Annotated in this window: 12 protein-coding genes; 10 read left to right on the plus strand and 2 right to left on the minus strand. The window is 64.4% G+C overall.

The window, feature by feature from the left end; all coding sequences use genetic code 11:
* Positions 1 to 5 precede the first annotated feature (5 nt).
* Positions 6 to 1628 carry an alpha-glucosidase family protein gene (locus tag AC16HO_RS14130; RefSeq protein WP_395641262.1) on the minus strand — a complete coding sequence of 541 codons (1623 nt, stop codon included), beginning with the start codon at positions 1626 to 1628 and terminating at the stop codon, positions 6 to 8.
* A gap of 300 nt (positions 1629 to 1928) precedes the next feature.
* Between AC16HO_RS14130 and AC16HO_RS14135 the strand changes: the two genes are divergently transcribed.
* From AC16HO_RS14135 to AC16HO_RS14165, 7 genes are all read left to right on the plus strand, one after another.
* The gene (locus AC16HO_RS14135; RefSeq protein ID WP_395641263.1) at positions 1929 to 2444 is read left to right on the plus strand and encodes a DUF2244 domain-containing protein; all 516 of its coding nucleotides are present in this window, start codon (positions 1929 to 1931) and stop codon (positions 2442 to 2444) included.
* 78 nt (positions 2445 to 2522) lie between these two features.
* Positions 2523 to 3434 carry a cytochrome c oxidase subunit II gene (gene coxB / locus AC16HO_RS14140; RefSeq protein ID WP_395641264.1) on the plus strand — a complete coding sequence of 304 codons (912 nt, stop codon included), beginning with the start codon at positions 2523 to 2525 and terminating at the stop codon, positions 3432 to 3434.
* Between the two features lie 87 nt (positions 3435 to 3521).
* Positions 3522 to 5147 carry a cytochrome c oxidase subunit I gene (ctaD, locus tag AC16HO_RS14145; protein WP_395641265.1) on the plus strand — a complete coding sequence of 542 codons (1626 nt, stop codon included), beginning with the start codon at positions 3522 to 3524 and terminating at the stop codon, positions 5145 to 5147.
* 98 nt (positions 5148 to 5245) lie between these two features.
* Positions 5246 to 5377 carry a hypothetical protein gene (locus tag AC16HO_RS14150; RefSeq protein WP_395641266.1) on the plus strand — a complete coding sequence of 44 codons (132 nt, stop codon included), beginning with the start codon at positions 5246 to 5248 and terminating at the stop codon, positions 5375 to 5377.
* Positions 5374 to 5961, plus strand: a complete 588-nt coding sequence (locus AC16HO_RS14155) for a cytochrome c oxidase assembly protein (RefSeq protein WP_395641267.1) — start codon at positions 5374 to 5376, stop codon at positions 5959 to 5961. The genes AC16HO_RS14150 and AC16HO_RS14155 overlap by 4 nt, the downstream gene beginning before the upstream one ends.
* 164 nt (positions 5962 to 6125) lie before the next feature.
* Positions 6126 to 7004, plus strand: coding sequence for a cytochrome c oxidase subunit 3 (locus tag AC16HO_RS14160; protein WP_395641268.1), 879 nt, complete (start codon positions 6126 to 6128; stop codon positions 7002 to 7004).
* Between the two features lie 139 nt (positions 7005 to 7143).
* Positions 7144 to 7395 carry a hypothetical protein gene (locus AC16HO_RS14165; RefSeq protein ID WP_395641269.1) on the plus strand — a complete coding sequence of 84 codons (252 nt, stop codon included), beginning with the start codon at positions 7144 to 7146 and terminating at the stop codon, positions 7393 to 7395.
* Positions 7396 to 7664: 269 nt separating this feature from the next.
* On the opposite strand, the gene AC16HO_RS14170 is transcribed toward AC16HO_RS14165, so the two are convergent.
* Positions 7665 to 8885 carry a CaiB/BaiF CoA transferase family protein gene (locus AC16HO_RS14170; protein WP_395641270.1) on the minus strand — a complete coding sequence of 407 codons (1221 nt, stop codon included), beginning with the start codon at positions 8883 to 8885 and terminating at the stop codon, positions 7665 to 7667.
* 134 nt (positions 8886 to 9019) lie between these two features.
* On the opposite strand from AC16HO_RS14170, the gene gabT reads away from it, so the two are divergent.
* From gabT to AC16HO_RS14185, 3 genes are all read left to right on the plus strand, one after another.
* The gene (gabT, locus tag AC16HO_RS14175; protein WP_395641271.1) at positions 9020 to 10303 is read left to right on the plus strand and encodes a 4-aminobutyrate--2-oxoglutarate transaminase; all 1284 of its coding nucleotides are present in this window, start codon (positions 9020 to 9022) and stop codon (positions 10301 to 10303) included.
* 49 nt (positions 10304 to 10352) lie between these two features.
* The gene (locus AC16HO_RS14180; RefSeq protein WP_395641272.1) at positions 10353 to 12152 is read left to right on the plus strand and encodes an aminotransferase-like domain-containing protein; all 1800 of its coding nucleotides are present in this window, start codon (positions 10353 to 10355) and stop codon (positions 12150 to 12152) included.
* 107 nt (positions 12153 to 12259) lie between these two features.
* Positions 12260 to 13165: a carbon-nitrogen hydrolase family protein gene (locus tag AC16HO_RS14185; RefSeq protein WP_395641273.1), complete on the plus strand. Its 906-nt coding sequence runs from the start codon at positions 12260 to 12262 to the stop codon at positions 13163 to 13165.
* The last annotated feature ends 1 nt before the right edge of the window (position 13166 follow it).

Genomic DNA, 13166 nt, shown 5'->3' on the forward strand with positions numbered 1-13166 from the left:
ACGACTCAAGAGACACGAGCATAGACCACGGCGTGAGCGGGCAACACCAAGTTCGCGGCCTCGATGCGGCCGTTGCGCGGGCCGGGGCAGTCGAGCTGTTCGAGGCGCAGTCCGGAAGGAGCGGGCACGAAAACCTCGCCGGCGCCGAGATTGAGCGCGATCAGCAGCGTCTCGTCGGCGTACGTGCGCGTGAACATCAATACCGGCTCGTCCGCGTCGAGAAAACGGATGCCGCCGAGCACGAGCGCGGCCTGCGTCTTGCGCCAGCGCAGGAAACGGCGGAACGCGTTGAGCGGCGAGGCGGCATCGGCGTCCTGGCGGGAGACGGCGAGCGCGCGATGCGCGGCCGGAATCGGCAGCCAGGGCTTTTCCGCGCTGGTGAATCCCGTGCCGTTGCCGTCGTCGATCCACGGCATCGGCGTGCGGCAACCGTCACGGCCTTTGAAGTTCGGCCAGAAGGCGATGCCGTAGGGGTCCTGCAACGCCTCGAACGGCACCTCCGCTTCAGGCAAGCCGAGTTCCTCGCCTTGGTAGAAGCACACCGAGCCGCGCAGCGAGCCAACCAGTGCAGCCAGCAGCTTGACGAAATCCGGCGACGGTTGCGCTCCGCCCCAGCGGCTGGCCGCGCGCATGACGTCGTGGTTGGACACGGCCCAGCAGGGCCAGCCTTCGTCGACCTTGGCCTCGAGTGTTTCCACCGTGCGCCGGATGTAGCCGGCCGAGAAGTCGTCGACCAGAAGCTCGAAGCTGTAGCCCATGTGCAGGCGACCGGCGCGCGTGTACTCGGCCGTGGTCGCCAGCGAATCTTCGGAGGAGATCTCGCCCAGCGTCGCCACGCCCGGGTATTCGTCGATCAGCCGGCGCAGGTCTTCGAGAAAACCCAGGTTTTCCGGGCGCGTGTTGTTGTACCAGTGGTACTGGAATGCGTAGGGATTGTCGGGCGAGAAGCCGCGGCCAACGCGCATTGCCGGCGGCTTTGCGGGGTTGTCGCGCAGTTGCGCGTCGTGGAAGCAGAAATTGATGGCGTCGAGACGGAATGCATCAACGCCCTTGTCGAGCCAGAAGCGCAGGTTATCCAGCGTGGCCCGGCGTACGTCCGGATTGTGGAAGTTCAGATCGGGCTGCGCGGCGAGGAAGTTGTGCAGGTAGTACTGGCCGCGCCGCGACTCCCAGCGCCAGGCAACGCCGCCGAACAGGCTCATCCAGTTGTTTGGCGGAGTGCCGTCGTCGCGCGCGTCGGCCCAGACGTACCAGTCGGCTTTGGCGTTCGTTCGGCCCTCGCGGCTTTCGCGGAACCAGGCGTGAGCGTTCGAAGTATGGCTGAGCACCTGGTCGATCATGACCTTGAGGCCAAGCGCGTGCGCGCGGGCGAGCAGGCGGTCGAAATCGGCCATCGTGCCGAACAGTGGATCGACCGCACGGTAGTCGGCGATGTCGTAGCCGAAATCGGCCATCGGCGAGGCGAAGAACGGGCTGATCCAGATCGCATCGACGCCGAGACTGGCGACATAGTCGAGCTTTTCGATGATTCCGGGCAGGTCGCCGACGCCGTTGCCGTCGGTGTCGAGGAAGCTGCGCGGATAAATCTGATAGATGACGGCGCCGCGCCACCAGGCTGGATCGGACATGAAAATTCGGCTCCCCGCGGCGGTTCGCGCGCGGCGCGCGCTTCGCCTTGTCGTTGGCTTTGAAGCTTAGCGTGCGCTGCGCGTCAGCGAAGGACACTGCATACGTATTCGATGCATTTCGGCGAAATTTCGACTCGGCGGCCGGATCCCGAATGCGTTGCGTCGCGGGACAAAGTGCCGTGGTCCAGGCGCGCCCGGGACGCATGCGCGACCGCGCTCGATGCCCCGGAAGCGTATCGTCTCTTGCCCGGCTTCGGTGCGCTCACTATCATTGATAGGCTGTAAAGGTTCGAGCGCACCATGGGCGAGACGCTGCCAGCGACGCTGTCGACTTTGCCGGCGAGACTGCTGGTCCTGCCGCATCGCTCGCTGTCACGCGCCGGTCTGTGGCTGTTTCTCGCGCTGCAAGGCATGGCGATGGCCGCGTTCGCCGGGCTCGCCGCGTGGCGCGGCAATGTGTTCGCACCTTGGTTTGCGGTGCTGGATTGGTGTGTGGTCGCGTGTGTCCTGAGCCGCGTATGGCGCCGCAGCGCCGCGGGCGAGGTGATTGCGCTGGGTGTCTCGGGGCTGGAAGTGACGCGCATGGATGGCTCGGCGCCGCCGGTACGGTTCCATCCGTACTGGGTGCGCGCGGAGTTGCGGCCGGGCCGCCATTTTGGTTGGGCGAGCCGGTTGTTGCTGCGCTCGCATGGCCGCGAGGTGGAGGTCGGCAAGTTCTTGAACGAGGCCGAGCGTGCTGTTTTGGCGCGGCAGCTGGATGAATTGCTCGCGCAGGCCAGGTTGGATGGGTCTGTGAGTGCTGACGGGCAGGGCTGATTTTGTCGGGAAGTGCGGTCAGGATGACCGCTTCGTGATCTTCGCAATCAGGGACGAGAGCAAAAATACAGGTGAAGAATGAATCGAGTCTTGGGCAAGTGGGGATTGGGAGCCGTGCTGGCGGCAGGCTGGTCGATGGCTCTCGCGGCGCCCGAGCGCGCCCCGTGGCAGCTCAACATGCATCCGGGTGTGACCCAGTCATCGCATGAGGCCTATGACCTGCACATGCTCGCGCTGTGGATCTGCGTCGTCATCGGCCTGATCGTGTTCGGCGCGATGTTCTATGCGATGTTCAAGTTCCGCAAGTCGAAGGGGGCCGTCGCCGCGACCTGGTCGCACAACACCCTCGCCGAAACGATCTGGACAATCGTGCCGATCCTGCTCCTCGTCGTCATGGCCTATCCCGCGACCAAGGTGCTGATCAACGAGGCCTACACCAACGAGTCGCAGATGACGGTGAAGATCACCGGCTACCAGTGGAAGTGGGGCTACGACTACGTCAACTGGGGCGACAAGGCCTATCACGTGCGTTTCATCTCCAAGCTCGAAGGCACGAGCGATCGCACGCGCCAACTTCGCTCGGGGCTCAATCCGGCCGACGTGAAGAACGCGCAGGGCGAAAACACCTATCTGCTCGATGTCGACAAGCCGCTCGTGTTGCCGACCAACACCAAGGTGCGCTTCGTCATCACCGGCGACGACGTGATCCATTCCTGGTGGGTGCCGGCGCTGGGCTGGAAGTCCGACGCGATCCCCGGAATCATCAACGACACGTGGACCAAGATCTCCGAGCCCGGCATCTACCGCGGTCAATGCGCGGAGCTGTGCGGCCAGGACCACGGCTTCATGCCGATCGTGGTCAAGGCCGTGCCGCCCGAGGAGTTCAAGACCTGGCTCGACCAGCAGGAGGCGGCGCAGAACCCACCTGCGGCACCTGCCGCTGCGCCGGTCGCGCAACAGGCTTCCATCGCCGCGCCGTCGAACGGCTAGGCAATATCACGCCGTCATGCCCGCGAAAGCGGAAATGACGGCAAAGTAGAGAAGAACGCAACACGCGAATCGCAACGAGACTAGATCATGGCCAACCACGCCGCGCACGCAGACGACCACGCCCACGACGATCACGACCACAAGCCCGAGGGCTTTCTCGATCGCTGGCTGTTCACGACCAACCACAAGGACATCGGTACGCTGTACCTGGTTTTCGCGTTCACGATGGCGATCATCGGCGCGGGAATGTCGGTGGTGATCCGCACGGAATTGGCTGCGCCCGGGCTGCAGCACGTGCAGCCGTACTTCTTCAACCAGATGACCACGCTGCACGCGCTGGTGATGATCTTCGGCGCGATCATGCCGGCCTTCGTCGGCCTCGCCAACTGGATGATCCCGCTGCAGATCGGCGCACCCGACATGGCGCTGCCGCGCATGAACAACTGGTCGTTCTGGATCATGCCATTCGCCTTCCTCATGCTGCTCGGCACGCTGTTCATGCCCGGCGGCGGCCCGGCCGGTGGCTGGACGATGTACCCGCCGCTCGCGCTGCAGGGCGGCGCCTCCGTGGCCTTCATGGTGTTCGCGATCCACATGATGGGCATTTCCTCGATCATGGGCGCGATCAATATCATCGCGACGATCCTCAACCTGCGCGCGCCGGGTGTCGATCTGCTGAAGATGCCGCTGTTCACCTGGAGTTGGCTGATCACCGCGTTCCTGTTGATCGCGGTGATGCCGGTGCTCGCCGGCGCGGTGACGATGCTGCTCACCGACAAGTTTTTCGGCACGAGTTTCTTCAACGCCGCGGGCGGCGGCGACCCGGTGATGTTCCAGCACATCTTCTGGTTCTTCGGCCACCCCGAGGTCTACATCATGATCCTGCCGGCGTTCGGCATCGTGTCGGAGATCATCCCGACCTTCAGTCGCAAGCCGCTGTTCGGTTATCAGGCGATGGTGTACGCGATCGCGTCGATCGCGTTCCTGTCGTTCATCGTCTGGGCGCACCACATGTTCACGGTCGGCATGCCGCTCGGCGGCGAGCTGTTCTTCATGTACTCGACGATGCTGATCGCGATTCCGACCGGGGTGAAGGTGTTCAACTGGGTGTCGACGATGTGGAAAGGCTCGTTGACGTTCGAGACGCCGATGCTGTGGGCGATCGGCTTCGTCGTGCTGTTCACGATCGGCGGTTTCTCGGGCCTCATGCTCGCGATCGTTCCGGCCGACTTCCAGTACCACGACACCTACTTCGTCGTCGCGCACTTCCACTATGTGCTGGTGACCGGCGCGCTGTTCTCGATCATCGCCGCGATCTACTACTGGTGGCCGAAGTGGACTGGCCGCATGGTCAACGAGACCTGGGGCAAGGTTCATTTCTGGTGGACGATCGTGTTCGTCAACCTGACCTTCTTCCCGCAGCACTTCCTCGGCCTTGCCGGCATGCCGCGCCGCATCCCCGACTACAACGTCGCCTTTGCCGACTGGAACCTCGTTTCCTCGATCGGCGCGTTCGGCATGTTCGTCACGCCGTGGATGATGATCGCAATCTTCGCCATGTCGAAGAAGAAGGGCGCGGTCGCGTCGCAGCGCCCGTGGGAAGGCGCGCATGGCCTCGAGTGGGAAGTGCCTTCGCCGGCGCCGCACCACACCTTCACGACGCCGCCGGTGATCAAGCCGGGCATGCTCGCGCATGGTGATGTGAGTCATTGATTTTTGTGCCCGCCCCTGATCGCGAGGATCCAGGGGCGGCGATCCGCGGCCGCACTTTCCGACCAAGCCCGCTGTTTTCGAAAACACTGAACTGGACCATGCTGCAAGTACCCGCCAATGACCTCGACCGTCGCCGCGCCGCCGCGCGCCGTACGGCGTGGATCGTCGCGGGCGTGGCGTTCGCGATCTTCGTTCTGTTCTTCATCCAGGCAGTGAGTACGCACCGATGAGCGCAGACGAGCAAAAGAAGAATTGGCGCGTGGTGAAGATCGCGCTGATTGTCTGCGTCGCCTCGTTCCTGTTCGGCTTTCGCGTGATGCCGCCGATCTATCGCATCGCCTGCGAGCACATCTTCGGCATCAAGTACGAAAACAAGGTTGCCGACGGCGCCAAGGTCGCGGCGTTCAAGGAAGACGATGCGCGCCTCGTCGAGGTGCAGTTCATCGGCACCGTCAACAGCGCGCTGAAGTGGACGTTCGCGCCCGAGGTATTCAGCATCAAGGTGCATCCAGGTGTGTTGACCGAAGCCTGGTTCGATGCGAGCAACCTCGCGCCCGACGCGATCGTCGGCAACGCCGTGCCGAGCATCGCGCCGAACCGCGCCTCGCTCTACTTCAACAAGACCGAATGTTTCTGCTTCACCGAACAGACGCTCAAGGCCGGCGAGTCGCGGCGCATGCCGGTGCGCTTCGTCGTCGACCCGAAGCTGCCGACGGACATCAAGCAGCTGACCCTGTCGTATACTTTTTACAACAACGAAATCGCCACCAAACGCCTCGCGGCGCAGGGTGCGGAGTCGAAACCCTCTTCCTGAAAATAAAGATTCGCCACCAAGGCACGAAGATCACGAAGGAATAGCCACGAAGAAAGGCATGTTGATCGTTGCTCCGCTAGCTCTGCTCGTCTTCGTGATCTTCGTGCCTTCGTGGCAACTTTTTTGATCTTCCCTGTTTCGGCAAAAACTCAACGGAATTCATCATGTCAGACGCCGCCCACGCAGACCCCAACGCCTATTACGTCCCCCACGGCACGAAGTGGCCGATTGTCGGTTCGTTCGGCCTGCTGTTCACGCTCGGCGGCGCGGCGTTCTGGCTCAACGAGCATCCGGCCGGGAAGGTGGCGATGCCGCTCGGCATCGCCATCATCCTGTTCATGGTGTTCGGCTGGTTCGGCACGGTGATCCGTGAATCGGTGTCCGGCACCTACAACAAGCAGGTCGATACCTCGTTCCGCATGGGCATGATGTGGTTCATCTTTTCCGAGGTGATGTTCTTCGCCGCGTTCTTCGGCGCACTGTTCTACGCGCGCGCGCTGTCGGTACCGTGGATCGGCGGCGAGGGTGACGGCGCGCTGACCAATTTCTTCCTGTGGAAGGGCTATGCGCCGGCGTGGCCGACCAACGGCCCGTCCGCAATCGGCGGAGCGTTCGAGACGATTCCGGCCTGGGGCGTGCCGCTGCTCAACACGCTGATCCTGCTGTCCTCGGGCGTGACCATCACCATCGCGCACCACGCCCTGCGTGCGGGCAAGCGCACCCAGCTCATGATCTTTCTCGGCCTGACCATCCTGCTCGGCGCCACGTTCCTGTGGTATCAGGCACACGAGTACATCGAGGCCTACCAGCAGCTCAACCTGACCCTCGGCAGCGGCGTCTACGGCTCGACCTTCTTCATGCTGACCGGCTTCCACGGCCTGCACGTCACCCTCGGCACGATCATGCTGATCGTGATCTGGCTGCGCTGCGCGCGTGGCCACTTCGACCGCGACCACCACTTCGGCTTCGAGGCGGTCGCGTGGTACTGGCACTTCGTCGACGTGGTTTGGCTGGGCCTGTTCCTGTTCGTCTACGTCTTGTAAGCCCGATCGCAGATTCAGCAGGACGTTTATTGGACGTCTGAAATCGATTCCTGATTCGCGCTGATTCCCCGCTCACAGCCGCAGGATCTGCGATGAGCGAGGCCGATGACCGCTCCACCTCATCCGCTGGGGCGTCATCATGGCCATGAATCCGATCTCGTTCCAGCCTGGCTTGTCGATGGTCGAGTTTGTTGCAGACTACGGCACCAAAGCCAAATGCCGTCGTGTCCTGGATCGCGCGCGCTGTTCACGCCACCAAGCTGCCGCTGTGCACCGGGTGCGTCGCGATCTGTGCCTTGACCACGGCCAGGACCAACGCCACGGCACGGGAATTGATATGCGGCGAGTTGCTGTCGCGACTGGCGCGCGCGATGATGCTCCGCGCGCCTAGTCCGGAGCGGTCTCTGCGCCTGGCGGGAAATTTTGCTCGCCGCAAATCAGCGCGAATCAGGTCCGAAAATAAGCACAACCATATGTGAGCACGGTTGCCTGATTTGCAGTTCCATGGAGACAGCGAAGATGGGTCGGTCGGTGCCGTGCTTGCGACATCGGATGCAGAGCGCGCTGAGTTGAAAGCGCGCTTGAATCCGGCGACCGCGGGGCGGATGCTCTCAAGAACTCTCCAAATGACCCGTGCCTTGTGCTCGCGCAGTACGAAGCTTATCCAATGATGCCGTCATGTCTCAATGTTTCCAGCTGCGCTGCGTCGAGATGCAGCAGGTCGGCGAGCACAGCATCAGTGTCTGCACCGAGTTGCGGAGGAACGAACCGGTATTCGATCTGGCTAATGGAAAAACGTACAGGGTTGCGTACGCTTTTTACGCTTCCGCTGGTCGGCAGAACCTGCTCGATCCTTAGACCGCGAGCACGCACCTGTGGATCCGCGAACACTTCGTCGATGCGATTGATCGGGCTTGCCGGCACCGCTTGCTCGGCCAGCGCCGCCAGCCAGTGCGAAGTCGGTTTTGCCGCGAGCAGCGGCTCGATCACGCCGAGCAGGGCATCGCGATGGACGACGCGTTGGGCGTTCGTCGCAAAACGTGCGTCGGAGGCGAGGCATTCGGCGCCGGTCACGCGTGCGAAGCGCGCGAACTGCGCATCGTTGCCGACCGCGAGCATGAGATGTCCGTCCGCCGTGCGCAGTACCTGGTACGGCACGATGCTCGGATGTGCCGTGCCGAGGCGGCCGGGCAGCTCGCCGGCGTTGAGCCAGTTGCTGGCCTGATTGGCGAGCCAGGCGACTTGCGTGTCGAGCAAGGCCAGGTCGATGTGCTGGCCCTGTCCGGTCGCGTCGCGATGGCGCAGCGCGGCAAGGATCGCCGTCGCCGCATACATTCCCGTCATCAGGTCGGCCACCGCGACGCCGACCTTCTGCGGCCCGGCGCCGGGCTCGCCGTCGGCGGGACCGGTGATGCTCATCAGTCCGCCCATCGCCTGGATCGCGGCGTCGTAACCGGCGCGCTGCGCATACGGTCCGTCCTGGCCGAAGCCTGTAATGGAACAGTAGACCAGGCGCGGCAGCGAGGCGCTCAGGCTCGCGTAGTCGAGACCGTATTTCTTCAGGCCGCCGACCTTGTAGTTCTCGATCAGCACGTCGCTGCGCGCAGCGAGATCGCACACCAGAGCCTGGCCGCGTTCGCTGGCGATATCAATCGCGAGCGAGCGCTTGTTGCGGTTCGCGCACAGATAGTACGCGGACTCCGCCATCTCGTCGTCGTCGCCCTTGCGCCAGGGCGGCCCCCAGTGGCGCGTGTCGTCGCCCGTACCGGGCTTCTCGACCTTGATCACGTCCGCGCCGAAATCGCCGAGCAGCTGCGTCGCCCATGGCCCGGCAAGGATGCGGCTCAGGTCGAGTATGCGAATGCCTTGCAACGGCCCCATCGTTTCCATTCCTCTGCGTCGAATCCGACGATAGCGATAACGTGCACTGGTCTGGCACTAACAAAGCAAATATTCTGGCTCTACTGTGGATGTCGGCGGCGGCGAAACTGGCGGTCGGATTTCAGGAGAATATCGTGACGACCAACGACAGCTTATTGCAACGCCGCCAGACGGCGGTTCCACGCGGCATCGCCACGGCGATGAATGTGTTCGCCGCGCGCGCGCAGAACGCGGAATTGTGGGACGTCGAGGGGCGCCGCCATATCGACTTCGCCGGCGGCATCGCCGTGCTCAACGTCGGCCACCGCCATCCGCGCGTGATTGCCGCGGTTGAGGAACAGCTTGGCCGCTACACGCATACCGCGTTCCAGGTGACCGCATACGAACCGTACATCGCGCTGTGCGAAAAACTCAATGCACTCGCACCGATCGCGGGTATGGCCAAATCGATTCTGTTTTCCACCGGCGCGGAGGCCGTGGAGAACGCGGTGAAGATCGCGCGCACGGCGACGAAGCGGCGCGCGGTCGTCGCCTTCGGCGGTGGCTTCCACGGGCGCAGCTTCATGGCGATGGCGCTGACCGGAAAGACGCAGCCGTACAAGCGCGGCTTCGGGCCGTTGCCGGGCGACGTTTTCCATTTGCCGTTTCCGATTCCGCATCACGGCATCGGCATCGATCGCAGCCTCGATGTCTTGCATCGCCTGTTCCAGGCCGACGTCGCCGCCGACGAGGTTGCCGCGATCATCATCGAGCCGGTGCAGGGCGAGGGCGGCTTCCACCCGGCGCCGCACGAGCTGCTGCGCGCCTTGCGCGAGATCGCCGACCGCCACGGCATCGTCCTGATCGCCGACGAAGTGCAGACCGGATTCGCGCGCACGGGCCGCTGGTTCGGCATTGAGCATTCCGGCGTGAAGCCCGACCTGATTACCACGGCCAAATCTCTCGGCGGCGGCCTCCCGCTGTCTGCCGTGATCGGCCGCGCCGAGCTGATGGATGCCGTCGAACCGGGCGGCCTTGGCGGCACCTACGCCGGCTCGCCGGTAGCCTGCGCCGCTGCGCTCGCTGTGCTCGAAGTGATCGAATCGGAACGTCTCAACACACGCGCGGCGACGCTCGGCGAGCGCACGCGTGAATGCCTTGAGCGCTTCGCCGCACGCGAGGATCTGCTGCCGATCGGCCATGTCCGCGGCATCGGTGCGATGCTCGCGTTCGACCTGCTGAAGGAGCGCGGCGGCGACGAGGTCGATCCGGCGCGGACGCAAGGCGTCATCCGCCGGGCGCACTCACTCGGCCTGATCGTGCTCGGCTGCGGCACGCAGGGGGAGGCGATACGCCTGCTGTTTCCGCTGACGATCGCGGATGCGACCTTCGACGAAGGCATGACCCTGCTCGAACAGGCGCTGCGAATACCGGCATGACGGATCGGGCGGTGCGCATCGAACTCGCGAGCGGCGTCGGGACATGCCGATGACGCGTCACGCCCGCGTCAAGGAAGGATTCAATTTCGTGCTCGACTCGTCGAGCAGGCTGAGCCTGCAGCGCCAGGTGCGCCAGCGCATCGTCGACTGCATCCATCGCGGCGTGTTGCGTCCGGCGCGGCGCATGCCGTCTTCGCGTGCGCTGGCGGCACGCCTCGGCGTGTCGCGCAACACCGTGTCGCTGGCCTACGATGCGCTGCTCGCGGAAGGCTTCCTCGTCAGCCGCGCGCGCAGCGGCGTCTTCGTCGCGCCCGACCCGCCGCGCAGCCGCATCGCCGCGCATCGCCGCGTCGTCAATCCGTATTCGCCACTGGCCTCGCGCCTGCCGGCGCCGTTCGGCGAGGCGCGCTTCCGCTGCCCGGCGAACTGGCACCAGTATCCTTATCCGTTCCTCGACGGCCGCATCGGCCCCGACTTGCTACCGTTGGCCGAATGGCGCGAGGCGATGCGGCTGGCCTGCGCGCGCCAGGACGCGGCGCAATGGAATGCCGGCACCGATGATGCCGACGACGCCATGCTGCTCGAGGAACTGCGCTCGAAGGTGCTGCCCGTGCGCGGCATCGATGCCGGCTCCGACGAACTGCTCGTGCTCACCTCGCAGCGCCATGCACTGCATCTTTCGATCGATCTGCTCGTACGCAAGGGTACGGCGGTCGTCGTCGAGGAACCTTGTGATGAGGAACTGCATCGCCAGCTCGCCGACCGGCAGGCAGAAATTTCCGTGCTCGATCCGGAACTCGGCAGGGTGCTGCCGCAAGGTGCGATCGTGGTCACCAGCGCGCGCCGGTTCCACGCCGCGCTCGCTTCGGCGCCGGGACGCCTGCTCGCCGCGGTCGCCGCGGCCGAAGGCGTGTTGATCGAGCTCGATCCGGGGCCGGAAGTGCGCGACGGCGGGCGTCAGCAACCGTCGCTGTTCGCCCTCGACGGCGAGGACCGTGTCATCTACATCGGGCACCTCGCCGCTGCGGTGTCGAGTGGCGAGCCGCCGGGCCTGCTCGTGGCGGACGCGGCGTTCATCGAACGGGCGCGCGAACTGCGTCGCCACCAAGGCGTGATGATCGCGCCGCCGATGCAGCGCAGTTGGGCCTATTTCATCGGCCTCGGCCACTATTCGGCGGGGCTCGCACGCAACGGTCGCATTCTCGAACGGCGCCGCGACGCGTTGCGTGATGCGCTGAACCACTACATGCACGAGTCGGTCGAGATTCACAATCTGCCAGGCACGAGCGCCTACTGGGTCAGCGTGCCGCCCGGTTTCAACGCGCGCGAACTCGCGCAGGCCGCCGCGGCGAAAGGCGTACTGCTCGAGCTCGTTGAAGTTGGCGGCAGCGATGTATTGCTGATGGGCGTCACCGGTCTGAACGAAGCGCAGATCCGCGCCGGCGTGCACGCGTTGGCCTCGATCACGCGCCGACAGCGTCCGGCTGCTTCGCGCGGCGCGAACGAAGCGCCGTCGACGCTGCGTGGCCGTGCACTGCGCGAAACGATGGCGGGCGTCACCCTGCTCTACGATACCGTCTATGGCGAGCCGTGCACGTTGTGCTTTCATCGCAACGGCGAAATGTCCGGCACCGCCGGTTACGCGAACGAGGATAGCGACAGCGGCCGCTGGTGGATCGAAGGCGATCACTGGTTCCGACAATGGCAGCGCTGGGCCTATGGCGAGATCAGCAGTTTCTCCATCGTCGTCGATGGCGACCAGATGCATTGGTACGACGACGCCGGACTGCTCGCCGATTCGGCGTTGATCGTGCGCAAGCCTGCTAGCCGACGCAAAGAAAGAGCCTGAAAGCCTCGCTGTCGAACTGGCACCATCGATCTTCCTCAACTGGCCATCTGCGCGATGCAACGCCGCGGCTACCGTTGCGTCTGGCTCCACTCGTCACGGTATCCGTCTTGACCACGTCCAGCGTTCCCGCCGCAATCACGCCGCAGACGAACTTCGGCATTGCCGGTTTGCAGCTCGCCCTCGGCCACGAGGACAACCTCGTCCGCATCGAAACCGAAATCCGCTCGCTGGCGCGACGCATGCCGTGGGTACGCATGATCATGCTGGGTGAGCTGGCCACGTTCGGTAACAAGCTGTCCGCGGCACAGCCGATGCCCGGAGCGGCGGAGAATTTCTACTGCGGGCTTGCGCGCGAACTCGACCTCTGGGTCATACCAGGTTCGCTCTACGAATCGTGCGATGGCGCGACCTTCAACACGACGCCAGTGATAGACCCGAAAGGCAAGGTCATTGGCCGCTATCGCAAGATATTTCCGTTCCTGCCGTACGAACGCGGTGTCGCCTGCGGCAGCGACTTCCTCGTTTTCGACGTGCCCGAAGCCGGCCGCTTCGGTGTATCGATCTGCTACGACATGTGGTTTCCGGAAACGACGCGCTCGCTCGCCAGCCTCGGCGCCGAGGTGATCCTGCATCCGACGATGACCAATACGATCGATCGCGATATCGAATTGTCGCTCGCGCGCACGAACGCGATCGTCGGCCAGTGCTACTTCGTCGACATCAACGTGGCCGGTGACCAGGGGGTCGGCCGCTCGCTGGTCTGCGGCCCCGGTGGCGAGGTGATCTACCAGGCGGGCGGTGGACGCGAAGTGATCGCGTTCGAGGCCGACTTCGGCTACGTGCGCCGCTGCCGCGAGCGCGGCTGGCACGCGCTCGGGCAGACGCTCAAGAGTTTCCGCGACAACCGCGTGGTGTTTCCCGCCTACGCTGCGCCCGCAGCGCCTTCCGCAGCCTTGTCGGCGCTCGGCCCGCTCGAACTTCCACAGAGTCCATATCACAACAACGGGGAGTGAC

It is taken from the genome of Rudaea sp. (assembly GCF_057139185.1).

Coding starts and splice junctions, on each gene's coding strand:
- AC16HO_RS14165 (WP_395641269.1), top strand. CDS start 7,144: ATGGCCATGAATCCGATCTCGTTCCAGCCTGGCTTGTCGATGGTCGAG.
- ctaD (WP_395641265.1), top strand. CDS start 3,522: ATGGCCAACCACGCCGCGCACGCAGACGACCACGCCCACGACGATCAC.
- AC16HO_RS14160 (WP_395641268.1), top strand. CDS start 6,126: ATGTCAGACGCCGCCCACGCAGACCCCAACGCCTATTACGTCCCCCAC.
- AC16HO_RS14150 (WP_395641266.1), top strand. CDS start 5,246: ATGCTGCAAGTACCCGCCAATGACCTCGACCGTCGCCGCGCCGCCGCG.
- AC16HO_RS14170 (WP_395641270.1), bottom strand. CDS start 8,885: ATGGGGCCGTTGCAAGGCATTCGCATACTCGACCTGAGCCGCATCCTT.
- AC16HO_RS14180 (WP_395641272.1), top strand. CDS start 10,353: ATGACGCGTCACGCCCGCGTCAAGGAAGGATTCAATTTCGTGCTCGAC.
- coxB (WP_395641264.1), top strand. CDS start 2,523: ATGAATCGAGTCTTGGGCAAGTGGGGATTGGGAGCCGTGCTGGCGGCA.
- AC16HO_RS14130 (WP_395641262.1), bottom strand. CDS start 1,628: ATGTCCGATCCAGCCTGGTGGCGCGGCGCCGTCATCTATCAGATTTAT.
- AC16HO_RS14135 (WP_395641263.1), top strand. CDS start 1,929: ATGGGCGAGACGCTGCCAGCGACGCTGTCGACTTTGCCGGCGAGACTG.
- AC16HO_RS14155 (WP_395641267.1), top strand. CDS start 5,374: ATGAGCGCAGACGAGCAAAAGAAGAATTGGCGCGTGGTGAAGATCGCG.